Raw genomic sequence first — 25084 nt, 5'->3', positions numbered from 1 at the left:
CTCGGACAAAGACATGTCTGTAAACCTTGGAGAAGGTTAGACTGCATTGCATCTGTCGCGTTACAATTCCTAAAAACATGATACAGAATTCTATGCCTACCTCTTCTATTCACTTGTCTTCATGTCTTTGTGCTATCTCCACTAGAGCCTCCCTACGCATCGGACTCTCTTGTAAGATCGCACTTTGTGCGACGATCCTCGCCATCGCTAGCAGTACGCTAACCATGGCGCAAGATACGCAAAAATTGACAGCTTCCTGGAAAAACGAGTTATTACTAACCGATTATGAACAGGACGTAACGACCAACAGCCTAAAAGAGCAGCTGCCAAAAATCACACTAAGCAGTGAAATCCTGTTCAAGATACTAGCAGCGGAAATCAGTATGCAGCGGGGGCAGATGGCTCCTGCATATAACACCTATCTCATTCTGAGTCAAAAAACAAAAGATCCACGTATGGCTCACAGAGCCACTGAAATAGCTCTAGGTGCTGGTCAACTGGGTGATGCACTATTCGCAGCACGTTTGTGGCACAAACTTGAACAAAAAGAAGAAGGTCCCTCATCGCAACTATTAACCAGCCTAGAAGTTACTACCGGTCATCTTACAGAAGCCGAGCCTCTATTCTTGGCTAAGTTAAAGAAACTTCCCGAAGCACGTCGTAGTCTGGCTATACTAGAAATACAGAAAATGCTCGCACGCTCCCCTGATCGAGCTAAAAGTGTGGAATCACTCAAAAGAATTCTCGTAAATGACATGCATAGACCGGAAGCCTTATTAGCAATTGGTCGTGCACAAATCGAAGCTGGAAATATCAGAGGGGCACGCATATCACTAGAAAAAGCCCTTAAACTTAATCCCCACTATGAGGAACCTGTTGTTCTCCTTGCGCAGCTCCGTCCGAGCGCAAACACTCATTTGCCAACTATGCTGCAAAGCTTCTTAACGTGCAACCCTGATGCAAAAGAAGCGCGGCTTGCTTACATTAAGGTACTGCTATCTCATAATCAACTTGAGGAAGCGCAAAAACAATTCGAAATATTGAAAAAACGATATCCGAATGAATTGTCGATATTGATGGCTGTGGCACTTATCAATCTGCATAGCAAGCATCAAGCACATGCCAAAGACTATTTACATCAATACGTGATAGAGGCAGAAGCTCAGAACAGCGATCCTTCCCAAGCTTATCTCTATCTGGCGCAGATTGCAGAAAACAAAAAAGATTACATCAGTGCAGAAAATTGGTTATTAAAGATCAAGGAAGAAAGTCATACTTATTTACTTGCGCAGATATACCGCGCAGATCTGCTTATACAGCAAAAAAAGATTGATGAGGCTCTAACGCTAATCCAGAGTATCGAATTGAACGATGCTCGTGAAAAACTCGTACTCAAACGTGCACAATCAGACGTGCTAGTCAGAGTTAAACGCTACGATGACGCCGAAAAGCTACTCCGTGTCGAGGTCGAAGCTCATCCAAACGACATGAGTTTACTATACCAATACGGCATGGTTGCAGAGCTAAATCGTCATCACGATGTAATGGAAAAATCAATGCGCCAAATCATAGCCGATCAGCCCAACAATGCACAGGCATATAACGCCCTTGGGTATTCACTGGCAGAACGAAAAAAACATCTGCCGGAAGCACTCAAATTACTAAAAAAAGCAATCAACTTCTCGCCGCAAGATCCACATATTATGGATAGCTTTGGGTGGATCAAGTATCGCCTAGGCGACAAGAAGGCCGCGCTAAATCTACTACGTAAAGCTTACGCAATTCAACCACAAACCGAAATCGCAGCACATCTGGGTGAAGTCCTCTGGGAATTAGGCCAAAAAGATGAGGCTAGAAAAATATGGCTCGATGCGATGAAAATTGATGCTGACGACGAGACGCTACGCTCAACACTCAAACGCTACAATTGCAGTTATACACCGTGATACACCGATTGCTCCAAAAAATCTCTGCACACAGCTCGATCTCCGAAAGGAAGCGATCCAATAGAAAAATGAAGAAAACATCTTTCTGGAGTCAACTTCTTATTACCATGATATTCGTCACCACTGCTGGATGTGCCAAGATAACAGCACACAATCCCCTGACAAGCGATGAAAGTATGGATATCCAGATTTATCGTGGCCGATTTTCGATTCATTACGGACAATACGAGAGTCCTCTCAACACTTATGGGAACTTCATTTGGAAGCAATCAAGAGAAACGGTGGATGTACAATTTCTAGATCTATTTGGTCAAACACAATTGACTATTCGTAGCACACTATACGATGCATCGGTCACCTTGCGCGGCAAATCGCCATTGACGGGACTCCGAATAGAGGATGTTATGCAAAAAACATTTGGCTTTAGACTGCCAGTCTCAGGGCTTCGCTATTGGCTACAAATACAACAAGCTCCAGGTTCCCTCGCACAAATAACTCGCGATCCAAAATCAGGTCGCGTCACGCGTCTCATCCAAGATGGATGGACCATCGAGTATCAATCATATTTCGAGTCCACACCTACACGTGTCAAACGCCTTAACATCAAACGTACCGTAGACGACGGTACGCTGTTTTCTGCAAAGCTCGTTATCGACGAATAATCATAACCCATGTCTTCTACATTAGACTCATTCATCATTCATGTACGAAATCTTGCGTGACTGTTTAGCACCCGCAAAGCTAAACCTCTTTCTACACATCATAGGACGACGTCCAAACGGCTACCACGAACTACAAACCGCATTTCAGCTTATCAATTGGACCGACACGCTGCATTTTGAGAGGCGTCATGATGGCGCCGTAGTCCACACAAATCTCTTGCCCGGCGTCCCGGCCGAGCAAGATCTCACTGTCCGTGCTGCATCTTTGCTGCAGCAACATTACGGAATCAGCTTCGGAGTCGATATCACTATCGAAAAACGACTTCCACAAGGCTCAGGACTAGGCGGGGGTAGCTCTGACGCCGCAACAACACTCCTAGCACTTAATCGTATGTGGCAACTCAATCTGCCCCGTGCTCAGCTACAAAAACTCGCACTTAAACTTGGCGCCGACGTTCCATTTTTCGTGTTTGGAAACAATGCATTTGGTGAGGGTTTAGGGGAAATATTGACGGCCATAAACTTGCCAAAACGGTATTTCATGGTTGTCAACCCTCGAGTTCATGTTTCTACAAATAAAATATTTCACTCTTCCCTGTTGACAAGGAACACAAAGGCCTGCAAAACTACGGGTTTCATGGAGCATGTTGCAAGAAACAGGAATGATGTGCTGTTCGGGTGTAACAATATGCAGTCCGTTGTGGTTGGTAAATACAAGGAAGTCGCTGCAGTGCTAGACTGGTTTTCCAATTTCACTGTGGCTGCACGTATGACCGGATCGGGTTCTAGTGTATTTGGGGTATTTGATACATTAGAAGAAGCGCAAACGGCAAATAAGCAACTGCCGGCAATCTGGCTTAGTAAGGTAACCACCAGCCTGAGTCAACATCCGATGTTTGATTTTGCATCATAGATTTGCTTTATTGCATTTAAAATGCAATAAAGATTACGGTTAGCGTAGGGGAGTCGCCAAGTTGGTTAAGGCACCGGATTTTGATTCCGGCATGCGAGGGTTCGAGTCCTTCCTCCCCTGCCAGTTTTCTTCTGTTTTTCAGCATTCGTATCACGTCCCGCAGGTAGCCAGATGAGTAGTGATAACCTGATGGTGTTCACCGGGAATGCCAATCCCAACCTCGCTCAAGAGGTCGTCAAGAACCTAGGTATTCCCCTTGGAAAAGCGATGGTCAATCGTTTCTCCGATGGTGAGATTCAAGTTGAAATCCAGGAAAACGTACGCGAAAAAATTATCTTCGTACTGCAATCCACTTGCGCACCTGCGAATGACAACCTGATGGAGTTGTTAATCATGGTTGATGCACTCAAACGTGCATCAGCTGGTCGTATCACTGCCGCTATACCTTATTTTGGTTACGCCCGCCAAGACAGACGTCCTCGTTCAGCACGCTTTGCAATCTCGGCAAAGGTCGTTGCCAATATGTTGCAAATTGCGGGGGTCGAGCGAATTATTACGATGGATTTGCATGCCGACCAAATTCAGGGTTTCTTTGACATCCCAGTCGACAATATCTACGCATCTCAAATTTTATTGAGCGATGTACGAAAACATAATCATCAGAACCTGCTAGTCGTATCCCCGGATATCGGTGGTGTTATCCGCGCTCGTGCGATGGCTAAGCAACTGAATTGCGATCTCGCCATAATTGATAAACGACGCCCGAAGGCAAACGTATCAGAAGTGATGAATATCATCGGTGAAGTTGATGGTCGCACATGCCTCATTATGGATGATATGGTCGATACTGCAGGCACGCTATGTAAAGCAGCCAAAGTCCTCAAGGAACGTGGTGCAGAGCTGGTATATGCTTACTGTACCCATCCGGTGCTGTCTGGTGATGCCGTGGAGTGCATTAACGAATCAGAACTCGACGAAGTCGTTGTCATTGACACGATTCCGCTGCGTGATAATACGAAGGGGGGAAAGATTCGTCAACTAAGCTGTGCAAATCTACTGGCCGAAACCTTTTCACGCATCCGTCGTGGTGAATCGGTAATGTCTTTATTTACAGACATGTAAGTCAAAATCATTTTTAGATCGCAGTAATAATTTTGTCGGTCCGTTACCCTTTCTTTTTTGCTATACCCGAAACTCAATATTGAGGCTACGGGATCATCCCCACCTGGTCGCGGGTGGTAAAAGGAGTTATGTTGTTATGAAAGTTGTCGCTTTTGAGCGTACTAAGCAAGGTACGGGTGCGAGCCGCCGCCTCCGCAATGCCGGCAAGACCACAGGCATAGTGTATGGCGGTAACGTCGACCCAAAAATGATCGAACTCGACCACAATACACTATGGCATGCGCTGAAGAAAGAAGTTTTTCACTCATCCATTCTCGATCTAGAGCTGTCTGGTAAAACAGAGAAAGTGTTGTTACGTGATGTGCAGCACCACCCGTTCAAGCAACTGATCTTACATGTTGACTTCCAACGAATTGATGTAAAAAAGCCAATCCACGTTAAGGTGCCGCTACACTTCATTGGAGCCGAAAGTGCGCCAGCTGTGAAGTTAGCTGCCAACATCATCAGCCACATCGCGACAGAACTTGATATAAGTTGTCTTCCAGAGAAGCTCCCGAAATTTATAGAAGTTGACCTATCAGAACTTGTTGCTGGTGCATCAATTCATGCTAAAGATATAAAACTGCCGGCCGATGTAGAACTAACAGTGCACGTCGCTCAGGAAAATCCTTTGATCTCATTAGCTGTCCAGCCAATGAGCACCATGTTGGACGAAGCATCGAACAGTCCAGGAAAAACTGAAGCGTCAGCCATCTAACTGTACTCTCGTGAGACAACAAAACCAAAGTCTGTTAGAAGTACCCCGCCGCGGCAACAGTCCGGCGGGTTTTTTGCTGACATTTGAAAATTGTGATGATTAAGCTGATAGTAGGACTTGGCAATCCCGGCATTGAATACAATTCAACGCGGCATAATGCTGGTTTTTGGTTCATCGATGCACTAGCCCATCAAACGGGAGCATCACTTTCAATACACAAGACATTCCACGGACATGCAGTGCACACACACGTCGCAGGCCAGGATGTATGGTTATTGAAGCCATTAACATTTATGAACTGCTCAGGGCAATCAGTCGTTTCGTTAGCACGTTTCTATAAAATTCCCCCTAAAAAAATTCTCATTGTGCACGATGAACTTGATTTGCCTCCTGGAAGCATCAAACTAAAAAACGGAGGTGGTAGCGGTGGACACAATGGCATAAAAGACATAAGCGTACACCTAAGCACAACGGAATATTGGCGCCTACGCTTTGGCATAGGGCATCCACGCTCACTTCAGCCTCCTCGAGGTCAGCAGCAAGTCGCCGACTTCGTCATGGATCCGCCGAAAAAATCAGAAAAAGAGGCCATAGACGACGCAATTTCACGATCACTCTATGCTATCAATCTTATAGTGAAAGGTGAAATAGAAAAATCCATGACGTACCTGCATAGCTCGCCAGTTATACGCGACAAGTTAAAAACAAAAACGACGACCCACGCCATCAATACAAGATTGGCTAATACCAATTAGGACTTCCCTGATTTATAACTCTGAAATTTCCTATACTTCGTCAGTAACGCTTCGCGGGTCTCCACGTTCTCTGGATTGATAAGAATACATTCGACAGGACAAACTTGCACACACTGTGGCTCGTCGAAATGTCCCACGCATTCATTACATTTTTTCGAGTCAATCTCGTAAATATCTATCCCCATAGAAATCGCGTCGTTCGGGCACTCAGGCTCGCATACGTCGCAATTTATGCATTCATCGATAATCATTAACGCCATACAGCAAGCTCCTGCAGCAGTATGCCAATAAGATTGACACTTACACCGCTATGGTCTTAGCAACTTTGGTTATGAGTCGCTTCTCGACGGATGGAAAAACAAACTTACTGACATCACCACCCAATTGGGCGATTTCGCGAACGATCGTCCCAGAAATAAATTGATATTGATCGGATGGCGTCATAAACATCATCTCAACATCTGGTAACAAATAACGATTCATCCCTGCCATTTGAAATTCATACTCAAAATCAGAAACTACACGTAATCCACGCACGACAACGCGTGCCTGATGTTTTCTCACAAAATCCTTCAGTAACCCAGAAAAACCTTGTACTGTCACATTCGAATAGTGTCCAAGCACCTCCTCTGCAATCTCAATGCGCTCATTCAGCGTAAAAAATGGGTTTTTGTTCTGACTATCTGCAACTCCCACCACCAGAATATCGAAAATACCTGCGGCCCTACGAACTAGATCCTCATGACCTCGCGTAAATGGATCAAAGGTACCAGGATAAACGGCCACTCTCATGCCTGCATCTCCACGTAACGGTAATTTGTGCGATACACTTATTCATTCCTCTCTCCCAAATTCGGAATCAACTCCAATAAATGATAATGAACTGTGCCAACTTTTGCCTGGCGTACACATACCAATTTTTTAGTCGCAAGTGCATCGGCGCTGAGTGAGGTATTATTTTCTACATAAATAACACCATCCGGCACCAACAAACGAGCAGCAACGGGCAAAAAATCCATTAACCATACACTGTTGAATGGCGGATCAAGGAAAATTATATTGAATTCTCCAGGCGCCATTCTAGTAAGCAAATGGCGAGCATTGGCCTTTACGATCTCAACCGTATCCGCCTGCAATTTGGCCTGATTGACACGTAATTGACGCACTGCAAGCGCAAAATTTTCTATCATGAGGACACGCCGCGCACCACGGGATGCAGCTTCAAACCCAAGCGCACCACTACCCGCAAATGCATCGAGACAACATAATCCCGTCATATCCTGGCCAAGCCAATTAAATAACGTCTCACGCACACGAGCAGGCGTTGGTCTCAAACCGTCCCCTCTAGGTACTGGCAGAGGAGTACGCTTCCAATCACCGCCAACAATACAGACTTGCTGAGGCGCATTCCGAGTATCCCTATAACGGAGAGCTTTCTTCATTAAAAATGCAACCTGTATACGCCTCTTATCAGAGTCTTTAAGCCAAAAAAATTAAACATTGCTGTGCCCTAGGCTATATGATCGAGTAAAAACATACCACATCATCCATTCCAGGCATACACTCCCAAAATTAACCGTCATTAAATTGTGCAAAGACCTATTCTTCCTGGGTTCTTTCGATATCGCCAGCCACGCTCTTCATAAATATGATGAATGAAAGTAATATTGCTGTAAGGAACAGGCAAAAAGAAGATAGTGATTTTTACGCATACTCTGCTCCATTATTTCCACAATATCAAGAATGTTCGGGACAGCCATACACGATAATAAATAGGCACGGCAATAATCTTCGTTAACAATCCAAGTTATAGGTTATGTACGCCTCACGTCTAAACTGATTATTGGATCATCGTACTTATGACAACTCGATATGCATCTGTTATAGAATAAGCGTCGCCTCCCATTTCAGGAAGCATCTCGGTACATGCTTTATCTCATTTTCTCAACATATTTTTCTAGACCTACTTATTAACTCAACTCCGCAATCAACAACACCAAGTCCCATGGTCAGCTTCTTCAAACGCTTCAAATCCGGCGATACGGCAAAAAAAAAGGCGAACTCAACTTCGGAAAATACTGATCCAAAATCAATTCCAGAAAGCGCCCAGAGCATCATGGAAAACAAGCACCAAGTGGCAGTTGCCACTCCAGAGATAATGGGTCAAGATTTAGAAACATCGTTGTGTAAATCTGATGGTAAGTTACCGTCTCAAACTTATACCGATCGAGTTTTTTTATCCACTATCAATGCCAATGAAACCATTGGTATTGATACCTCCTGCACACAATCAGTAAAAACACCTCAATCAAAGCCCCCCCCATTTTCCATTGTAGAAGCTCGAATACCAACCATTTCTGCGGAAAATACACAAGGTCAAAATATTAGTTGCATTGTATCTGCTCCAGCACAAGCTAACACGGAAAAACGTTCATGGTTAGATCATCTAAAATCAGGCTTGTCGAAAACAAGCACAAACTTGGCACAAATTTTCAACAGTGTAAAACTCGACGAAACCCTATTTGAAGAATTAGAAGATGTCTTATTGATGAGTGATACAGGCGTTGAAGCTACGAAATATCTCATTGGAGCTTTGCGCAAGAAAGTTAAAACTGAACGGTTAACTCAAAATATCGAGGTTAAGCGAGCATTACACGATCTTTTAAGGGATTTACTTTACCCATTGGAAAAAAGGCTCATTTTAAGTCGAGAGCGTCCTTTGGTCTTCATGGTTGCGGGCGTCAACGGTGCTGGAAAAACCACTAGCATTGGTAAGCTTACGAAATATTTCCAAGCTTATGGGCAAACTGTTTTATTAGCAGCTGGCGACACCTTCCGTGCTGGAGCACGTGAACAGCTGGGGATTTGGGGAGAACGTAACAACGTGCCAGTAATTTCGCAAGAAAGTGGTGAACCAGCATCTGTGGTATTTGACGCTGTCACATCAGCACGCGCCCGTAAAATCGACGTTGTAATCGCAGATACAGCGGGTCGTTTGCCAACACAATTGCACCTGATGGAAGAATTGAGAAAAATCAAACGTGTCTTAGCTAAAGCAGTCGAAGGGGGGCCCCATGAAGTGTTACTCGTGATCGATGCCAATAACGGTCAAAATGCACTAGCACAAGTCAAAATATTTGATGACAACATAGGCCTAACTGGATTGATTGTCACAAAATTGGATGGTACAGCAAAGGGCGGGATTTTGGCAGCCATCGCTCGTCAACGTCCAATACCTGTGTATTTCATTGGAATTGGAGAAAAAGCAGAAGACTTGCAGCCATTTTCGGCCGAGGAATTTGCAGATGCCCTTCTAGGATAGTGATATAAAAAATACATGTAAGCACAACAATTCTAGCAAGGTCTTTTAAGTGATCCACAACAATGAAACGTATAAAATGCAGTGCACAATGCATTTACTCCTCAGTCGAAAAAATAATTTTCACAACAAGAGTGCTACATTTTAGAGTTCGTCAACAGGGTCACGTCTCATCTAACTGAATGTGAATCGAAAGTCCGAAAGTCAAAAAATATTAGCTGACCTTTGCAAGAATCTTGTCACAAACACAGGCTTTAAAAAAATGGAACGTAGATTGATCTGGTAATTTATCTCAAACCAACCCACGCTGGCCAAACCATGAAAAAGCAGAAAGTATGAACGAATTTCTATTCAAATTTGAGTAATAGCCAATGTTTATTTAGCTTAAATATCGCTCGTCTATCTGCTTCCAACAGAACCATCACAAAATGCCACGTTGCGCAACCAATCCAATTGCAATTGTCCACATCATTGTTCCCACAATCCCGTCAAGTATTTGCCAAGCCCGCGGCTTAGCAAATAGTGGCCCGAGCAGACGGGCTCCATAGCCAAGCACGTTGAACCAAAGAACTGAAGCAGTCATAGCCCCAAGTGCGAACCAAACGTTGCCAGGCGGCGATTGACTCGCCCCCACTCCACCAAGCAAAATTACCGTATCCAGATAAACATGCGGATTAAGAACTGACAACATAAGCGCCGACCGCAAAGCACCTGACCAGTGGGCATCCGCGGCGACACCAGCATTCCTCCCGTCAACACGTAGTGCCACAGTTCCTCGAAATGCGGCTCGCCATGCACGTAAGCCGTACCAAAACAGGAATGTAGCTCCGCCCCATGTGACCGCAGTCAGAAAACGTGGGTATTTGCTGACCAACTCTCCCATCCCTGCGACACCAGCCGAGATCAATAATATGTCACAAATTGAACAAACCACCACGATAATGCCAATGTGGCTGCGCAGAATGCCTTGACGAAGCACAAACGCATTTTGTGCTCCAATCGCAATAATCAAACTTGCGCAAAGCAGCAGTCCCTTGAAAAAAGCCGGATGGATCACGTCCATTTCCTTAACCTCCCTTTTATCATCGTAATTTACCGCCATGCCAACTTGTTTGAAGGTATCGGATCACTCGGCATTAGTTTTATGCACTGAGTATATCCCATTGAAAACTCTTCGAAAACGCAGAACAATGCACGTTCATCTCCATGATCTGCTTAAATGTTCGCATCTCCCGTCTAGAGAAAATGCGCATTTTCCATGCCCCTTCATAGGGTAGCCATAGGCACATAATAAGGAGTAAAAAATGAACATAGGAAGAGTACAAAAATACATCAAAAACCTCAACATTCTCAACGGCTTTGAATCAAAAATTGATCTAGCTTTTCTAGTGCTATGAGCATAGCATACACAAACTGTCAAAAGGCTCCTACATCCAAAAACCAAAGCAATCTATGCTAAATCCGTGATAACTGAGCTACTCAGTTCTTTCTCTCGCAATAGCATTATTCTATATAATAGAATAATGCTATTGAACACCACAGATAGCAGCGCATCCAACTTCTTAATTCCGTTCTCGAATCGAATCAACTAGAAATAAATCTCTTTCATAACCTGCTACACCTGAGACCTGAGACGAGTTGGAATTTACACCAATCGATCCACATTTGTACAATGGACTGTTATTCAAAACAGAAGACGGGTAACGTCATGCCAACCTTTCCTATAACGCCCATTGGCACCATCTTGCCTAGGGTGGTAGAATAACATTAACTAAATTCTCACCGGGAGCCGGTCCACTTGATGCCTGTCGCCACTTTGCACCCAACGATGTCGGCTTTCGCAAAAGCGCCGACTTCTTCCGCCTTAACTCTCGCTGTATCTAGCATAATACCGGGAAGTCTTGGCAATATTGACAGCTACATCCAAGCTGTGCATCGCATTCCGCTTCTTTCTGCCGAGGAAGAACGTTCTCTCGCGACACGATTGCGTGAAGTAGATGATCTCGAGGCTGCCCGCCAGCTGGTGTTGTCGCATCTGCGACTTGTCGTATCTATCGCCCGCAACTATCTGGGTTATGGCTTGCCGCATGCGGATCTAATTCAAGAAGGCAATATCGGCCTGATGAAAGCCGTCAAACACTTCGACCCAACGCAAGGTGTGCGCTTGGTTTCATATGCAATGCACTGGATAAAAGCAGAAATTCATGAGTACGTGCTAAAAAATTGGCGATTAGTCAAAGTTGCGACGACAAAAGCACAGCGAAAACTATTCTTCAACCTGCGCAGTCGAAAACAAGGACTGAAGGCATTTACGCCAGAAGAAATCGATCAAGTCGCACGCGACCTGAATGTGAAGCGCGAAGATGTAATCGAAATGGAAACTCGCATGTCCGGTGGCGATATCGCCCTCGAAGGAAAAAATGACGATGGAGAAACCTCCTTCGCACCAATTACCTATCTAGCTGATTCACACCAGGAACCAACTGCTGTTTTGGCGGCGCGCGAGAAAGACCACCTCCAGAGTCATGGACTGCAAGCTGCACTTTCAAAGCTTGACGAACGCAGCCGCCGCATAATCGAAGCCCGTTGGCTAGCTGTCAACGACGATGGTAGTGGGGCAGCAACCCTCCATGACTTGGCTGACGAATTCGGTGTTTCTGCGGAGCGCATCCGTCAAATCGAGACGGCCGCCATGAAAAAAATGAAGGGAACTCTCTCAGAACGCACTTAAATCCTCTTGTTCCGTGAGGAAATTAGTATTTAACGTACAGCGTTTATTCCACCCTCAAGTCCAGAGTATATGATGCTCTGACAGCGAGAATAATTCCACATTGCCTAAATAGCAACACTTGGCATATTTCGAATCAAACAATCGCATCGACTATTTGCCATTTTCTTAAGATAAGGCATAATCTCAAAACTGAAAGTCAGCATATTATCTGTCTTGAAATATGAGAGGCCTGCAGATGGACGTTCAGTGTCCAATTGATCGAAAGTCGTCTTGTCTAGCTACGGCTGACAGCGCTGATTCACTGATGTGTGAAAGCCCACACAACCCGCAAGCGCATCGTTCTTTCACCCGTGAAATTTTAGTCGTACTGGCGGTCAAATTTATATTTTTGTTAATTATCAGACATGTGTTTTTCGACAAACCTATCGCCAAACACATGTCGCTGCCATCCTATGACGTGGCCAATGCCCTTTTAGGTTCTGTGAACAATAGTCGTAATAGTAACAATATTAATACTAAAGAGTATTCCACTAATCACGCGCAAGGTAACAGTAATGATAAGTAGCGAAGTCGTCGACCTCTCTCGCCTACAGTTCGCCATCACGGCTCTCTATCACTTTCTGTTTGTACCTCTCACACTTGGTCTATCATGGCTGTTGGTCATTATGGAATCGATGTATGTGATGACAGGCAAGCAAATCTATAAAGACATGACCCAATTCTGGGGCAAGCTCTTTTTGATAAACTTTGCAATGGGCGTCACCACAGGACTAACGCTAGAATTTCAGTTTGGCACAAATTGGGCATATTACTCGCACTATGTTGGGGATATTTTTGGTGTACCGCTAGCCATTGAAGGACTTATGGCGTTTTTCCTCGAAGCCACCTTCGTTGGATTATTCTTTTTTGGATGGGAAAAGCTTTCGCGTATCAAGCATTTGATTGTCACCCTGATGGTCGCACTCGGCTCAAATCTATCAGCGCTCTGGATTTTAGTTGCCAACGGATGGATGAATAATCCCGTTGGCTCATCGTTCAATTATCAGACCATGCGCATGGAGCTGGACAGTATCTGGGAAGTTATTTTCAATCCAGTCGCACAGGTTAAATTCGTACATACGCTATCAGCCGGTTACGTGACAGCTTCCATGTTCGTTCTAGGTATCTCGTCGTGGTATATTTTGCGGCGTCGTGACGTATCTTTTGCATTACGCTCCTTCGCTATCGCAGCCGGCTTTGGTCTCGCTTCAGCGCTGTCGGTCATTGTACTTGGCGATGAATCAGGCTATACCACAGGTGAAGTACAAAAGATCAAACTCGCTGCTATTGAAGCGGAATGGGAAACTGAAAAGGCACCTGCCGCATTCACTCTTTTTGGCCTCCCAAATCAAGAGAAAGAACGAACAGATTATGCTGTCAAGGTGCCATGGATCATGGGACTGATTGCGACTCGATCGGTCGATACACCGGTGGTCGGCTTAAAAGATTTACGAGACATACACATCCAAAAAATTGAAAGCGGCATATCAGCCTTTGGAGCACTAGAAAAGCTCCGAGCAGGTGACACCTCACCAGCAGTTAAAGCCTTATTCGAGAAGCATCAAGCAAACCTGGGTTATGGTCTACTGCTCAAAAAATACACACCCAACGTAGTGGATGCAACACCACAGCAAATTCTTCAAGCTGCAAACGATACAATACCAGCAGTAGCCCCTGTATTTTGGTCGTTCCGTATTATGGTGGGTTTAGGGATTTTGTTCTTACTCACATTTTTATGGGCGTTCTGGATTTGCGCACGCCGGCGTCTGCTTCATCCGAGCAACTCTTGCTTCTTGCGATGGACGGTGTGGGCAATTCCATTACCGTGGCTTGCAGCCGAACTCGGATGGATCGTTGCCGAAATGGGTCGTCAACCCTGGACAATCGCTGGTATTTTGCCAACACATCTATCGGTTTCAACTCTATCAGCAAGAGATCTTTACCTTAGCCTTGCTAGTTTCTTTATTTTTTACACGGCACTTCTCATCATCGAAATGTTTTTAATGTTGAAATATGTGAAGCTTGGACCGTCAGCATTACACACAGGACGTTACCACTACGAGCGACCAGCTCCAAACGCTCTAGATTGATATCCCCCGGAGACTTTAACAATGATCATCGACTACACCATACTCAAGCTGATTTGGTGGATACTCATAGGTGTACTGCTTATTGGGTTCGCGTTCTTTGATGGATTTGACATGGGCACAGCAACATTGCTACCATTTCTTGGCAAAACAGACGCAGAACGCCGTGTAATCATTAATACGGTAGCCCCAACGTGGGAGGGCAACCAAGTCTGGCTCGTGACTGCTGGCGGGGCCATGTTTGCTGCTTGGCCACTGGTTTATGCAGCAGCCTTCTCTGGGCTTTATTGGGCCTTTTTGCTAGTTCTATTTGCGTTATTTTTACGACCAGTTGGTTTCGATTATCGTAGTAAGCTAGATAACCAATATTGGCGCACCTCTTGGGACTGGGCACTTTTCGCGGGTGGTGTCATTCCATCCTTAGTCTTTGGCATTGCGTTTGGAAATCTTTTATTGGGGTTGCCATTCTCGTATGACAACGAAATGCACTCAACCTATACTGGTTCTTTCTTTGATTTGCTAAATCCATTCGCTCTCCTATGTGGGTTAATCAGTGTACTGATGTTAGTCACACATGGTGCTGCTTATTTACGGATTAAAGCTGACCCCAGCATTGCTGTCCGTGCTGAAAAAATAATGCGTCTGACAGCATTTAGTACCTTGTTACTTTTTCTCCTTGCTGGCGCATGGATTTCAATGCTTATTCCCGGTTTTGTAATAACCCAGATGCCACCAACTGATGCGGCCGCGATGCCATTACTCAAACATGTTGCTAAAGGTCCTGGTCTTTGGCTTACAAACTACCGCCTATACCCCTGGATGATGGTGGCACCTTTGCTGGGCTGCATGGGTGCATTACTGACCAGCTTGTTGCCAACGAGGAAAGCTTATGCTCCGACGACATTCATCCTCACTGGGTTGATGATCGCTGGTATTATCCTGACCGCTGGCTTCTCGATGTTCCCGTTTGTGATGCCATCATCAATATCACCTACCTCAAGCCTGACGCTATGGGATTCAACATCCTCGCAACTTACGCTTCAAATTATGCTCATTGCAGTCATCGTCTTCTTGCCGATCGTCCTGCTCTACACCAGTTGGGTTTATCGCGTAATTCGCGGCCGTGTGACCATCGAGCAAATTAACGAAAATCCCCATACGACATACTAACTATCTCACGGAGTCAAAAATATGTGGTATTTCTCATGGATTCTCGGCCTTGGCCTCGCCTTATCATTGGGTATAATCAATGTAATGTGGCTCGATTCACATGACTATTTGGAACGTAGCAATCAAGGATAGTCTTCGATCAAGAGAACAGCGTGTTCCTGCCGCCGCACATGCCGCACTACAATAATTTCTTCAAATCCTCAACCATCTGATCGACGGTCTGATCCGGTCTCATCAGTATACGCAATTGGCCTTTTTGATCAAATACATAAATACCTGCAGTATGATCAATCGTATAACTATCTGGAGTTTTTCCTTCCACTTTTTCAACAACCACACGGAAGTCTCTCTTCATCTTCTCGAATGCCACCTCGTCAATCGCACGTAGTCCTAAAAAATCTGGATTAAACGCGTGTACATATTCGCTGAGCAACTCTGGCGTATCGCGCTCAGGGTCAACCGTTACGAAAATCACCTGTATCTTCTTGGCATCGTCACCAAGCTTATGTATCACCTGATTCATTTCCGCAAGCGTCGTCGGACACACATCAGGGCAGTGGATATAGCCAAAGAAAATAGCCACAACACGGCCTTTATAGGCGGCCAACGTGATTGGCTTGTCTAGTGAATCTAGCAACGAAAATTTCGATGTAAATGCCTTATTGGCACTTATATTGAGACTTTGAAATAAAGGATGTGCCTGATCCCCACAAGCAGTCATCAACAAGATTGATATAAAAAAGATGGACAGTGTAGTTACCTGCGAAAGACTAAATTTCATAATATCCAGAAAAAACACACAATGCTGCTACGAATAATGCAACAGGAACTATCTATCCCACCTTGATGCAAACTCTAATCGAATAAGAAAATTTCTAGATAGTGATCAATCAGCAATGCTGCAAACAAGAGTGACAGATAGACAATAGAATAACGAAACATTGAACGCGAAAGTGCATCAGAATAATTACGCCACAACTTCCACGCATACCCAAGAAAAACACTACTCAATAAGATTGCCGATACCAAATATACATAACCACTCATACGGTGTAGAAATGGCATAAGAGACACCAAAAAAAGAACTATGCTATACAACAAAATCTGGAGCCTTGTATACCGCTTTCCATGAGTAATCGGCAACATCGGCAAACCAGAATCAATGTAATCTTGATAACGGTATAACGCCAACGCCCAAAAATGTGGGGGAGTCCAAACGAAGATAATCAGTACCAAAATCCAGGCATCAGCAGGCACTGTTCCTGTGATAGCAGACCAGCCCAAGGCAGGAGGCATCGCCCCCGCAGCTCCCCCAATCACAATATTTTGCGGTGTCGATGGTTTGAGAAAGACAGTATAAATGATAGCGTAACCTACAAAAGTGGCCAATGTCAGCCACATAGTCAATGAGTTGGTAAATGCATAGAGCAGAAGAGCGCCTGTGGTCCCCAGTAAAGTCGAAAAAGCGATAATTTCTGTCGGCGTGATTTCACCACGTGCAGACGGCCGCTGCGCAGTACGACGCATCAGCGCATCGACGCGATGATCAAGCAAACAATTGACAGCAAACGCTGAACCAGCGAGAAGCCAAATACCAATTGTCCCACCAATGAAGGCTTGCCAAGGTACCATCCCACGTGTAGACAAAAACATACCGATGACGGCACAAAACACAGCCAGATGCGTGACACGAGGTTTAGTCAAAACCCAATACTGTGCAATGCGGTTAGTAGAAATTGAAGGAAGTATCCTGCTTTTCATAGACTCTTAGCAATACCACTACCACTGTGCTGAGCGAGTATCGGCCAAAAGTGGCCAGTGGCATTAATCCGATAGATTAACATGACCAGGAGAATCACTAAGATTGCTGCAACTCCATTATGAGCAATCGCATTAAACAGCGGCCATTGGAAAACTATATTCGATAATCCTGTTCCGAATTGCACAAATAGCAAAAGAAACAGTAGCGTAGCTTCCCTATGCAAGCTGTCATATTTGCGCAAACACATCGCCAGCCAACCCAGATAAAGGACTACCAGCACAGCAAACGTGCGATGAACCCAATGGATCGCCACTAATGCTTCCATCGGCATGGCATCACCACCTACCGTTTGGCCCAGCACACGCCACAAAGCAAACCCGTTATGAAAATCCATGGAGGGAACCCACTGCCCATGACACTTCGGAAAATCCATACAAGACAAAACAGCGTAGTTAGTACTCACCCATCCACCTAGCGCAATCTGAAAGCTGAGCAGTACCAATCCTATGATCGACGGCCATCGCCATCGCAACATACGAGGACTCAGCGTGAATTGATCCAGCGGTATTTGACGCAATGCAAGCCAAACTAACATTCCAAGCAGCAGCAATGCCAATAACAAGTGTGTGGTCACAATCATAGGCTGAAGCTTCATTGTGACAGTCAAAGCACCAAAAGCCCCTTGCAGACAGATAAGAAAAAACAATCCTGTCACTAAGCACGGGGATTGTTTAAATATATGGCGTTTCGCCCATCCAATCGCCATTAGAACAATAATCAAAAAACCCAATGCCATCGCGAAATAACGATGGATCATCTCGATCCAAGCTTTCACAATGGTGACTGGTCCGGACGGGAGAGCTTTCTGCGCAGCATGAATCTCCGAGTATGCAGAAAATGCAGAAGATTTATGATAACACCCTGGCCAATCAGGGCATCCCAAACCAGAATCAGTCAGACGCGTGAAAGCACCAAACATTATGAGATCAAGCGTTAAGAAAACCGCGATCCAAGCGAGCTTACAATATTTTTTCACATTACACTGGAACGATACCAAGCTAAGTGGCAAAATTGCAACGCATAGGCCAATCAAACCCAATTCGAGTATATAAGGCATAAATCTACTCTCCATTACGAAAGCACGACTCGTAAGTAGGTCTCTTTTGAAAATGTATTATAGGAAAACATAAGCCGCGCAGTAATTAAAAAATTCAGGTAATCATAAAAAAGTACTCTTCAAACCACAAGTTTGATGTAACGCGCGTATAGGTAATAAATACTTAAATATCCTTGAAGGTCAGTTTCTAAGCTTCATCAAAAAATAAAATAGTATCCTGACTAATCACTACTAAGTATGATAGCGTCTACCGTCACGCTGGATATCTTGCACCCGAATTACGGCATTGCCGGTAGCATCAGTCCTCGATGCTACTTTCCAAGCGTGTCCATATATGATTTCGAAGGTCAACATCAGTGTTCCATCTGCCCGACGTTGACGCTCGAGTGCGGCAAGTAACGATGAATAATACTGCTTACCGGTAAGACTCACACTCAGCATAGGCTGCAGATTTACACCGAGTAAACGCACATCACGTAATAAGGCTTGCGGTGTTTCAAACGTCATAGTGATTGACTCCATATCAACAACTGGAGTATCAAAATGACTCTGCACGAGCATATCACCGAGATCATGCATGTCAGTAGGCATCAGCTCAAGTTGAGGAAATGCGCTCACTTCTTTCCACGCAGCACGGAGCTCACGTAAAGTATCTGGCCCAAAAGCCGAAAACATTAGCAGTCCATTATTTGTCAAAACGCGATGCCACTCAGGAATCACACGATGTGGTTCCTGATACCAATGTAAAGCAAGATTTGACCACAGAAGATCGACGCTTGAATTACGTAATGGTATTTTCGAAAAATCGCCCTGGATGATTCCAGGCCCATGTGTAGTCTGTAACATGTGCCAACCCGTTCTACAACATTTCGATGCCGCTGCATTCGTCATTGCCTCTGATAAATCAAGACCTATCCTGTATGCTTGAGGATAACGCGCGCCTAACGTCAGCAAATCAGCACCCGTGCTACAACCTGCATCAAGTAAACGCCTAGGTTGAATCTTTATGTAATCGAGACGACTAGCCAGCCGTTCAGCAATTTCTCGCATCAAAAAATCAGCATCTGCCCAATGTAACGCTCGGCGATCGAATACGGCACGTAGGAAACGAGATGAAAAAAACGACGTGCCCGATTTAACTTCAATTTTATTCATAGGAGAAGCTCTTTGACAGAGTCGGCAGTATACTCGTCTTATTCGCAAACAATGAAATGGTCACTATGGGAAATACCTGCATCCTAAATATCAATAGCGAGTGCACGCACCACGCACTCGCTATTGATATTTAGGATGACCGATAAACAAACATGCCACCAAGGTATGTCACTTTTCAATCACTACAATGTTCAACGTCGTTCTCGTTAGTCCTGAAATTCCCTCCAATACAGGCAACATCATTCGTTTATGCGCAAATACCGGCGCACGACTACATCTGATTGAACCACTAGGTTTTAGTCTTGACGATGCACGTATGCGACGCGCAGGACTTGACTATCACGAATATGCAAAAATGTGTGTTCACAGCAATTGGACGAAATTTCTTGCTGATGAAAGGCCCGATCCAAAAAGGATGTTTGCCATCACGACGCGCGGATCACGCATCTTCAGTAATTTATCGTTTTTGTCGGGAGATTGGTTTTTATTCGGATCCGAAACACGCGGACTCGATCCTAACCTACTAGAAATTTTCGATTTTCCACAACGAGTTCGCTTGCCAATGCAACCAGGCAATCGTAGCATCAATCTATCAAATACGGTTGCCATTATAGTATTTGAAGCCTGGCGACAGCAAGGTTATGAAATCGAAACATGAACACATTAGCTCTATTTTAAGACATGTCCGAAATCTTCACGTTCAGCGCGTGCATCGCGGCGAAGAAGTTTTTCAACCGTCGTGCTGGCAGAAACTCCATCGAACAATATTGCGCAAACAGATTCAAGAATTGGCATCGAGATACCATGCTGATATGCCAAATCCCGAATCGTGCTCGCGCAATATACACCCTCAGCCACATGCCCTAAAGTGGTAAGGATTTCCTTAAGTAACTTCCCCCTCGCCAATGCCAAACCGACAGCCCGATTCCGTGATAAATCACCTGTCGCAGTCAAAATCAAATCGCCAACACCTGTTAAACCCAAGAAAGTTTCGAGCCTACCACCGAGAGCCATGCCTAGACGCGTCATCTCAGCAAGTCCTCGTGTCACAATCGCTGCTCGAGCATTCAAACCTAGGCCTAAACCATCTCCGATGCCCGTCGCAATCGCAAGTACGTTCTTCACTGCGCCGCCAACCTCTACCCCCACAAGATCATCGCTTGAATAAATACGCAAAGCACCGAAGTGACAAGCATCAATCACAAGATCACAAAGCTCAGATGAAGCACTAGCAATCGTCAGCGCTGCAGGAAGTCCTTGTGCAACTTCTTTCGCAAAACTCGGCCCAGACAGTGATCCTTGTAAAACATTAGGGAATACCTCGTCAACAACCATATGGGGTAATTTTCCGGTATCTGCTTCGAACCCCTTACAAAGCCATATCAAATGCCGAGGTGACATAGCACACGCCTTCATAGCCTGTGTTAATGCCCGCAAAGCTGCTACAGGAACAGCAGCTACACATAAATCAGCTTCGCCAACACCATGCGCAAGCGCAGCAGAAAAATCATCGGTATAGCGAAGATTCGAATAAAGGGGACAGCCAGGTAAATAAGCTGAATTCTCCGAATAAGAGATAAGCTCAGCTACCAAGTGTGCGTCACGTGCCCACAACAAAACATTATGACGAGCTGACATATGACTCGCAATAGCCGATCCCCAAGCACCAGCCCCGAATACAGCAATTTTCATTGTTAATCTCTTGTCCAGCAGTCAGCTAGTTCAGTATATTTAGTATTTTTTCTTCATAGTACTGTCATCAAACAGTACTAACTCTTAGTCTTCTGATACATCAGCAGAAAGCAATTCTCAACTCTTTTGCACAACCAACTCGGTTTTACGTTGCTCATACAAACTTTGGAAATTAATTTCAGCTAAATGAATCGGCTGGAAACCTGCACGGCTAATAGCATCCGCCAAGTTGGCACGTAGATAAGGGTATATGATCGAGGGACAAGTAATACCTATAAGCGAATCCAATTGTTCTAATGGAATATTGCGAATGGCGAAGATACCTGATTGCTTGCCTTCAATCAAAAACGCGATCTTTTCTTTAATCTTTGTTGTGATAGTAGCAATTACCGACACCTCAAAGATATCTTCTTCTAAACGCTCAGATGAAACATTGATTTGCACTTCTACCGTCAATCTTTCTTGCTCTAAGAAGATGGCAGGTGAGTTCGGCTGCTCCAGCGACAAGTCTCTCAGGTAGGAACGCTGAATGTGGAAGTATGGCTGATTCTGGTCGGACATTTGAATTCCTTTAAAAACAACCACACCTTAGCGTGTGGCTGACGAACATTATCCTATACTGAAAAGGAATACCTTAAAGCACTTGTAATTTCCGGATCAATTCACCTGCTTTATCGAGTGCGGAAAGGTCATCAAAACCGCCAACATGATAGTCATCGATATAAATTTGTGGAACTGTCCGACGATTCGTACGGATGATCATTTCTTCTCGCTTGTCAGGATTCTTGTCGATCAATACCTTTTCAATCTTCTCGACACCTCGCTCACGTAACAAACGCTCTGCCATTTGACAATAGGGACACACCTCCGTGCTATACATCACAACTTTTGGCATTTCCATTTCTATAAAACTCCATCACTTATTAATAACGGGCAAGCCAGCCTCTTTCCATGCATCCAAACCACCTTGGAGACTATATGCTTCAGCATAGCCAAGTTTGCTCAACAGCACCTGTACCTTTGTTGAACGCTCACCACTCTTACACACGATAAGAACTGGTGTCGCCTTGTTCTGAAAAATCTTTATCACTTCCTTTCCCACTTCGGAATCCGCTAATGGAAAGTTACGGGCCTCTGGTAAGTGGCCCTCAGAAAATTCGGGGACACTACGCACATCAATAACCATAGCACCTCGTCGATTAATAAATTGGCTTGCTTCCATAATGGATAGTCCTCGACCACCAGGTTTAAGCATTGGCCAAACGATGAGCCACCCGGAAATTAGAACGATGGCAATCAAAATAAGATTTGTATAATCAGAAAAAAACGTCACGAAACACCTAAAAATATCAAAAGAACATAATCATTATAGAATAATCTTTTTTTAGTATCGTCGATATGTTCGACGAATTCCGTCCACGGGCTTCCTTCAAGGGAAGATCCCACAGTTTTATCACTCTTACCGAAGTTTCATCTATGTACAAACTCGTCCTCATACGCCATGGTGAATCCACATGGAATCAAGAAAATCGCTTCACCGGCTGGGTCGATGTCGATTTAACTGAAAAAGGCATTGCAGAAGCCAAGCAAGCTGGCAAATGGCTCAAAGAAGCCGGGTTCGTTTTCGATTTAGCGTATACCTCTGTGCTCAAACGTGCCATCCGAACTCTTTGGCACATCCAAGATACAATGGACAAAATGTGGATTCCCGTCGTCCATAGCTGGAGAATGAACGAACGTCACTACGGTGCGCTTACAGGACTTAACAAAGCTGAGATAGCAATGAAATACGGCGAAAATCAGGTTCACATTTGGCGACGAAGCTACGATATTGCACCTCCACCGCTCACCGCTAACGACGAACGTAGCTCATTCAACGACCCACGTTACGCAAAACTCAAACGTCAAGATATTCCGCTCACAGAATGCTTGGAAGACACCACCTTACGCGTGCTACCACTATGGAATGAATCTATCGCTCCAGCCATCAAAACAGGGAAGAAAATCCTAATCGCAGCACATGGTAACTCGCTACGCGCACTTATCAAGCATCTTGATGCTATTTCAGATAAAGGTATTGCTCACCTAAATATTCCCAACGGGATGCCAATAGTCTATGAGCTCAATGCAGAACTAAAGCCTATCCGGCATTATCTCCTCATTGATCACGGAAAAATAGTAAGCACCCTCACCGCACAAGAAAATTCACATCATAACAATTTTATGTAGATTACCTCTGTATGTTCCTCAACCACGTTTTGTCGTAGAAGTTATAGTTAAACATACTATGTCTCATTGGCAAAGAGTTATACTTCGCTCAAAGCACCATGCGCCCATTAGCGGAAGCGCTAGACACTCGGACTTTCTCCCTATTATGCGCACAACCATTAAACACATTAGCTTGATCATCATTGGCCTGGCATTTGGTGCGGCTGCTACAGTCGCTTTTTCACAAGCTTCTGAAAAGAGCGCCATGTCACCACTACCTCTTGAGCAATTGCGTTTGCTAGCTCAGGTTTTTGGTCAGATAAAACAAGAATATGTGCAACCAGGTGATGATGAAAAACTACTGACTTCAGCGATTAAAGGAATGGTATCTAGCCTTGATCCACATTCATCCTACCTGGATAAAGAAGAATTTAAAGAGTTGCAAGAACAAACTCGTGGTCGCTTTGCAGGTCTTGGTATCGAAATTTCACAGGAAGATGCCCTCGTTAAAATCATCTCCCCAATTGAAGACACACCAGCTTTCCATGCCGGCTTGCGTCCGGGTGATTTAATTATTCGCGTTGACGATAAACCTGTTCGAGGTATGACACTCAACCAAACTGTCAAACGTATGCGTGGGGTGCCTGGCAGCAAAGTTACACTTACGATATTCCGAAAGAAAGAAGAACGCACGTTTCCAGTGTCAATCACACGCGCCGAAATTCGGGTACAAAGTGTGAAAAGCAAAATGCTTGAGCCAGACATCGCTTATATTCGTATCACAAGTTTCCAAGAGAGAACAGTCCCAGATTTAGCTAAAAAATTGCATGCTCTTGCCAAAGAATCACCTAATCTAAAAGGACTAGTCCTCGACTTACGCAACAATGGTGGTGGCATCCTACAATCCGCTGTTGGCGTTACCGCAGCGTTTGTCCCACGAAACACTATTGTGGTTACGACAAACGGTCAGATGGAAGATGCAAAACAGCGTTACAAGGCTAATTTCGATAACTATCGCCTGTCGGCAAACCAAGAAGATCCATTGAGGGATGAAAACCCTATTTTCAAAACAGTGCCAATGGTTGTGTTAGTAAATGCATACTCAGCCTCGGCTTCAGAAATCGTTGCTGGAGCACTACAAGACTCCAATCGTGCTTTAATAATGGGAAAAACAACATTTGGAAAGGGTTCGGTGCAAACAGTCCGACAGCTGTCGGCTGATACAGCATTACGTCTAACAACAGCGTACTATTACACACCAAGTGGCCGCTCGATTCAGTCGACTGGCATCAAGCCGGATGTGCCCGTAGACCAAAATCCAAAGGGTGACCTAGATGACGTTCTCGTAACTCGAGAAATCGATTATCAAAATCATCTGCGTAATACTCAAACACACGACGAACAAAAAGAAATGGATGTGCGCGAAACACAGCGGCTAGAAGAAATGCAGCGCCTAGAAGAAGAAAACGAGAAAAAGACTCCTGAGCAACGTAAAAAAGAGCGTGAAGAGAAACTGCCAGATTTAGGCAGTATGGAAGATTTCATGCTGCAACAAGCGGTCCATCAGTTAAAAGGAGAACCGGTGCAGCGCACAAAGTCTCGCCTCGAAGCAAATACAGCCTTGTCACAGTAGAAAACTCTTGTGGAAG

At 44.7% G+C, this 25084-nt stretch carries 27 protein-coding genes, 1 tRNA gene and 1 pseudogene; 16 read left to right on the top strand and 13 right to left on the bottom strand.

The window, feature by feature from the left end:
- The first annotated feature begins 92 nt into the window (after positions 1-92).
- From BZL35_RS03945 to pth, 7 genes and pseudogenes are all read left to right on the top strand, one after another.
- A complete protein-coding gene (locus BZL35_RS03945; protein WP_245916348.1) occupies positions 93-1946 on the top strand; it encodes a tetratricopeptide repeat protein in 1854 nt (617 codons plus the stop codon).
- 107 nt (positions 1947-2053) lie between these two features.
- A complete protein-coding gene (locus BZL35_RS03940; RefSeq protein ID WP_181276554.1) occupies positions 2054-2608 on the top strand; it encodes an outer membrane lipoprotein LolB in 555 nt (184 codons plus the stop codon).
- Positions 2609-2648: 40 nt separating this feature from the next.
- The gene (ispE, locus tag BZL35_RS03935) at positions 2649-3521 is read left to right on the top strand and encodes a 4-(cytidine 5'-diphospho)-2-C-methyl-D-erythritol kinase (protein WP_106182949.1); all 873 of its coding nucleotides are present in this window, start codon (positions 2649-2651) and stop codon (positions 3519-3521) included.
- 46 nt (positions 3522-3567) lie between these two features.
- Positions 3568-3644 (top strand) — tRNA-Gln (locus BZL35_RS03930).
- Positions 3645-3692: 48 nt separating this feature from the next.
- Positions 3693-4643 (top strand): ribose-phosphate pyrophosphokinase, encoded by a 951-nt coding sequence (locus BZL35_RS03925; protein WP_106182948.1) that lies wholly within the window; start codon positions 3693-3695, stop codon positions 4641-4643.
- 136 nt (positions 4644-4779) lie between these two features.
- Complete coding sequence (locus tag BZL35_RS03920; RefSeq protein WP_106182947.1) at positions 4780-5400, top strand: 50S ribosomal protein L25/general stress protein Ctc; 621 nt, start codon at positions 4780-4782, stop codon at positions 5398-5400.
- Between the two features lie 95 nt (positions 5401-5495).
- Positions 5496-6080: pseudogene (pth, locus tag BZL35_RS03915) on the top strand (aminoacyl-tRNA hydrolase); the annotation flags it as partial.
- 71 nt (positions 6081-6151) lie between these two features.
- Here the strand turns inward: pth and BZL35_RS03910 are convergent.
- The 4 genes from BZL35_RS03910 to BZL35_RS05065 all read right to left on the bottom strand — a co-directional run bounded on the left by BZL35_RS03910 (position 6152) and on the right by BZL35_RS05065 (position 8273).
- Positions 6152-6415 carry a YfhL family 4Fe-4S dicluster ferredoxin gene (locus BZL35_RS03910; protein ID WP_106182945.1) on the bottom strand — a complete coding sequence of 88 codons (264 nt, stop codon included), beginning with the start codon at positions 6413-6415 and terminating at the stop codon, positions 6152-6154.
- Positions 6416-6455: 40 nt separating this feature from the next.
- On the bottom strand, positions 6456-6947 hold the full coding sequence (coaD, locus tag BZL35_RS03905; protein WP_106182944.1) for a pantetheine-phosphate adenylyltransferase: 492 nt from the start codon (positions 6945-6947) through the stop codon (positions 6456-6458).
- Positions 6948-6985: 38 nt separating this feature from the next.
- On the bottom strand, positions 6986-7597 hold the full coding sequence (rsmD, locus tag BZL35_RS03900; RefSeq protein WP_106182943.1) for a 16S rRNA (guanine(966)-N(2))-methyltransferase RsmD: 612 nt from the start codon (positions 7595-7597) through the stop codon (positions 6986-6988).
- A 502-nt stretch (positions 7598-8099) separates the two neighbouring features.
- Complete coding sequence (locus BZL35_RS05065; RefSeq protein ID WP_245916347.1) at positions 8100-8273, bottom strand: hypothetical protein; 174 nt, start codon at positions 8271-8273, stop codon at positions 8100-8102.
- Between BZL35_RS05065 and ftsY the strand changes: the two genes are divergently transcribed.
- Positions 8272-9477, top strand: coding sequence for a signal recognition particle-docking protein FtsY (gene ftsY / locus BZL35_RS03895; RefSeq protein WP_245916346.1), 1206 nt, complete (start codon positions 8272-8274; stop codon positions 9475-9477). The genes BZL35_RS05065 and ftsY overlap by 2 nt on opposite strands.
- A 418-nt stretch (positions 9478-9895) precedes the next feature.
- On the opposite strand, the gene BZL35_RS03890 is transcribed toward ftsY, so the two are convergent.
- The gene (locus BZL35_RS03890) at positions 9896-10537 is read right to left on the bottom strand and encodes a LysE/ArgO family amino acid transporter (protein WP_106182941.1); all 642 of its coding nucleotides are present in this window, start codon (positions 10535-10537) and stop codon (positions 9896-9898) included.
- Positions 10538-11275: 738 nt separating this feature from the next.
- On the opposite strand from BZL35_RS03890, the gene rpoH reads away from it, so the two are divergent.
- The 5 genes from rpoH to cydX all read left to right on the top strand — a co-directional run bounded on the left by rpoH (position 11276) and on the right by cydX (position 15633).
- Complete coding sequence (rpoH, locus tag BZL35_RS03885; RefSeq protein WP_106182940.1) at positions 11276-12205, top strand: RNA polymerase sigma factor RpoH; 930 nt, start codon at positions 11276-11278, stop codon at positions 12203-12205.
- Between the two features lie 235 nt (positions 12206-12440).
- The gene (cydP, locus tag BZL35_RS03880; protein WP_146128576.1) at positions 12441-12770 is read left to right on the top strand and encodes a cytochrome oxidase putative small subunit CydP; all 330 of its coding nucleotides are present in this window, start codon (positions 12441-12443) and stop codon (positions 12768-12770) included.
- Positions 12760-14334, top strand: a complete 1575-nt coding sequence (locus BZL35_RS03875) for a cytochrome ubiquinol oxidase subunit I (RefSeq protein ID WP_106182938.1) — start codon at positions 12760-12762, stop codon at positions 14332-14334. Before cydP ends, BZL35_RS03875 begins: the two co-directional genes overlap by 11 nt.
- Before the next feature lie 27 nt (positions 14335-14361).
- A complete protein-coding gene (gene cydB / locus BZL35_RS03870) occupies positions 14362-15501 on the top strand; it encodes a cytochrome d ubiquinol oxidase subunit II (RefSeq protein WP_106182974.1) in 1140 nt (379 codons plus the stop codon).
- Positions 15502-15522: 21 nt separating this feature from the next.
- Positions 15523-15633, top strand: coding sequence for a cytochrome bd-I oxidase subunit CydX (cydX, locus tag BZL35_RS03865; RefSeq protein WP_106182937.1), 111 nt, complete (start codon positions 15523-15525; stop codon positions 15631-15633).
- A 46-nt stretch (positions 15634-15679) separates the two neighbouring features.
- Here the strand turns inward: cydX and BZL35_RS03860 are convergent, their stop codons facing one another.
- From BZL35_RS03860 to BZL35_RS03845, 4 genes are all read right to left on the bottom strand, one after another.
- A complete protein-coding gene (locus BZL35_RS03860; protein WP_106182936.1) occupies positions 15680-16282 on the bottom strand; it encodes an SCO family protein in 603 nt (200 codons plus the stop codon).
- Between the two features lie 74 nt (positions 16283-16356).
- Positions 16357-17262, bottom strand: a complete 906-nt coding sequence (gene cyoE / locus BZL35_RS03855; protein ID WP_106182935.1) for a heme o synthase — start codon at positions 17260-17262, stop codon at positions 16357-16359.
- The gene (locus BZL35_RS03850; protein WP_106182934.1) at positions 17259-18380 is read right to left on the bottom strand and encodes a COX15/CtaA family protein; all 1122 of its coding nucleotides are present in this window, start codon (positions 18378-18380) and stop codon (positions 17259-17261) included. Before BZL35_RS03850 ends, cyoE begins: the two co-directional genes overlap by 4 nt.
- A 231-nt stretch (positions 18381-18611) precedes the next feature.
- Positions 18612-19535, bottom strand: a complete 924-nt coding sequence (locus BZL35_RS03845) for a methyltransferase domain-containing protein (RefSeq protein WP_106182933.1) — start codon at positions 19533-19535, stop codon at positions 18612-18614.
- Positions 19536-19722: 187 nt separating this feature from the next.
- On the opposite strand from BZL35_RS03845, the gene trmL reads away from it, so the two are divergent.
- The gene (gene trmL / locus BZL35_RS03840) at positions 19723-20193 is read left to right on the top strand and encodes a tRNA (uridine(34)/cytosine(34)/5-carboxymethylaminomethyluridine(34)-2'-O)-methyltransferase TrmL (protein ID WP_106182932.1); all 471 of its coding nucleotides are present in this window, start codon (positions 19723-19725) and stop codon (positions 20191-20193) included.
- Between the two features lie 11 nt (positions 20194-20204).
- Here trmL and BZL35_RS03835 read toward each other — a convergent pair whose 3' ends face one another.
- The 4 genes from BZL35_RS03835 to BZL35_RS03820 form a co-directional block, all read right to left on the bottom strand.
- The gene (locus BZL35_RS03835; protein ID WP_106182931.1) at positions 20205-21227 is read right to left on the bottom strand and encodes an NAD(P)H-dependent glycerol-3-phosphate dehydrogenase; all 1023 of its coding nucleotides are present in this window, start codon (positions 21225-21227) and stop codon (positions 20205-20207) included.
- 117 nt (positions 21228-21344) lie between these two features.
- Entirely contained in the window at positions 21345-21788 is a 444-nt protein-coding gene (gene secB / locus BZL35_RS03830; protein ID WP_106182930.1) for a protein-export chaperone SecB, read from the bottom strand.
- Between the two features lie 73 nt (positions 21789-21861).
- Entirely contained in the window at positions 21862-22122 is a 261-nt protein-coding gene (grxC, locus tag BZL35_RS03825) for a glutaredoxin 3 (RefSeq protein ID WP_106182973.1), read from the bottom strand.
- Positions 22123-22143: 21 nt separating this feature from the next.
- Complete coding sequence (locus BZL35_RS03820) at positions 22144-22560, bottom strand: rhodanese-like domain-containing protein (RefSeq protein ID WP_106182929.1); 417 nt, start codon at positions 22558-22560, stop codon at positions 22144-22146.
- A gap of 143 nt (positions 22561-22703) precedes the next feature.
- On the opposite strand from BZL35_RS03820, the gene gpmA reads away from it, so the two are divergent.
- The gene (gene gpmA, locus BZL35_RS03815; RefSeq protein WP_106182928.1) at positions 22704-23456 is read left to right on the top strand and encodes a 2,3-diphosphoglycerate-dependent phosphoglycerate mutase; all 753 of its coding nucleotides are present in this window, start codon (positions 22704-22706) and stop codon (positions 23454-23456) included.
- Positions 23457-23601: 145 nt separating this feature from the next.
- Positions 23602-25068, top strand: a complete 1467-nt coding sequence (locus BZL35_RS03810; RefSeq protein ID WP_106182927.1) for a S41 family peptidase — start codon at positions 23602-23604, stop codon at positions 25066-25068.
- Positions 25069-25084 lie beyond the last annotated feature (16 nt).

This window comes from Candidatus Pandoraea novymonadis (assembly GCF_003004665.1).
GTDB classification, from domain to species: Bacteria; Pseudomonadota; Gammaproteobacteria; order Burkholderiales; family Burkholderiaceae; genus Pandoraea; species Pandoraea novymonadis.
This window is presented reverse-complemented; position numbering and strand designations above follow the sequence as displayed.

What these genes read in the sequence shown, in the direction of transcription:
- BZL35_RS05065 (WP_245916347.1), bottom strand. Translation starts at nt 8,273, where the DNA reads ATGATGCTCTGGGCGCTTTCTGGAATTGATTTTGGATCAGTATTTTCC.
- BZL35_RS03940 (WP_181276554.1), top strand. Translation starts at nt 2,054, where the DNA reads ATGATATTCGTCACCACTGCTGGATGTGCCAAGATAACAGCACACAAT.
- coaD (WP_106182944.1), bottom strand. Translation starts at nt 6,947, where the DNA reads ATGAGAGTGGCCGTTTATCCTGGTACCTTTGATCCATTTACGCGAGGT.
- BZL35_RS03835 (WP_106182931.1), bottom strand. Translation starts at nt 21,227, where the DNA reads ATGAAAATTGCTGTATTCGGGGCTGGTGCTTGGGGATCGGCTATTGCG.
- BZL35_RS03810 (WP_106182927.1), top strand. Translation starts at nt 23,602, where the DNA reads ATGCGCACAACCATTAAACACATTAGCTTGATCATCATTGGCCTGGCA.
- rpoH (WP_106182940.1), top strand. Translation starts at nt 11,276, where the DNA reads ATGCCTGTCGCCACTTTGCACCCAACGATGTCGGCTTTCGCAAAAGCG.
- ftsY (WP_245916346.1), top strand. Translation starts at nt 8,272, where the DNA reads ATGGAAAACAAGCACCAAGTGGCAGTTGCCACTCCAGAGATAATGGGT.
- cyoE (WP_106182935.1), bottom strand. Translation starts at nt 17,262, where the DNA reads ATGAAAAGCAGGATACTTCCTTCAATTTCTACTAACCGCATTGCACAG.
- grxC (WP_106182973.1), bottom strand. Translation starts at nt 22,122, where the DNA reads ATGCCAAAAGTTGTGATGTATAGCACGGAGGTGTGTCCCTATTGTCAA.
- BZL35_RS03890 (WP_106182941.1), bottom strand. Translation starts at nt 10,537, where the DNA reads ATGGACGTGATCCATCCGGCTTTTTTCAAGGGACTGCTGCTTTGCGCA.
- BZL35_RS03875 (WP_106182938.1), top strand. Translation starts at nt 12,760, where the DNA reads ATGATAAGTAGCGAAGTCGTCGACCTCTCTCGCCTACAGTTCGCCATC.
- secB (WP_106182930.1), bottom strand. Translation starts at nt 21,788, where the DNA reads ATGTCCGACCAGAATCAGCCATACTTCCACATTCAGCGTTCCTACCTG.
- BZL35_RS03910 (WP_106182945.1), bottom strand. Translation starts at nt 6,415, where the DNA reads ATGGCGTTAATGATTATCGATGAATGCATAAATTGCGACGTATGCGAG.
- ispE (WP_106182949.1), top strand. Translation starts at nt 2,649, where the DNA reads ATGTACGAAATCTTGCGTGACTGTTTAGCACCCGCAAAGCTAAACCTC.
- BZL35_RS03845 (WP_106182933.1), bottom strand. Translation starts at nt 19,535, where the DNA reads ATGAATAAAATTGAAGTTAAATCGGGCACGTCGTTTTTTTCATCTCGT.
- BZL35_RS03860 (WP_106182936.1), bottom strand. Translation starts at nt 16,282, where the DNA reads ATGAAATTTAGTCTTTCGCAGGTAACTACACTGTCCATCTTTTTTATA.
- BZL35_RS03925 (WP_106182948.1), top strand. Translation starts at nt 3,693, where the DNA reads ATGAGTAGTGATAACCTGATGGTGTTCACCGGGAATGCCAATCCCAAC.
- BZL35_RS03920 (WP_106182947.1), top strand. Translation starts at nt 4,780, where the DNA reads ATGAAAGTTGTCGCTTTTGAGCGTACTAAGCAAGGTACGGGTGCGAGC.
- BZL35_RS03850 (WP_106182934.1), bottom strand. Translation starts at nt 18,380, where the DNA reads ATGCCTTATATACTCGAATTGGGTTTGATTGGCCTATGCGTTGCAATT.
- gpmA (WP_106182928.1), top strand. Translation starts at nt 22,704, where the DNA reads ATGTACAAACTCGTCCTCATACGCCATGGTGAATCCACATGGAATCAA.
- rsmD (WP_106182943.1), bottom strand. Translation starts at nt 7,597, where the DNA reads ATGAAGAAAGCTCTCCGTTATAGGGATACTCGGAATGCGCCTCAGCAA.
- BZL35_RS03945 (WP_245916348.1), top strand. Translation starts at nt 93, where the DNA reads ATGCCTACCTCTTCTATTCACTTGTCTTCATGTCTTTGTGCTATCTCC.
- trmL (WP_106182932.1), top strand. Translation starts at nt 19,723, where the DNA reads ATGTTCAACGTCGTTCTCGTTAGTCCTGAAATTCCCTCCAATACAGGC.
- cydP (WP_146128576.1), top strand. Translation starts at nt 12,441, where the DNA reads ATGGACGTTCAGTGTCCAATTGATCGAAAGTCGTCTTGTCTAGCTACG.
- cydX (WP_106182937.1), top strand. Translation starts at nt 15,523, where the DNA reads ATGTGGTATTTCTCATGGATTCTCGGCCTTGGCCTCGCCTTATCATTG.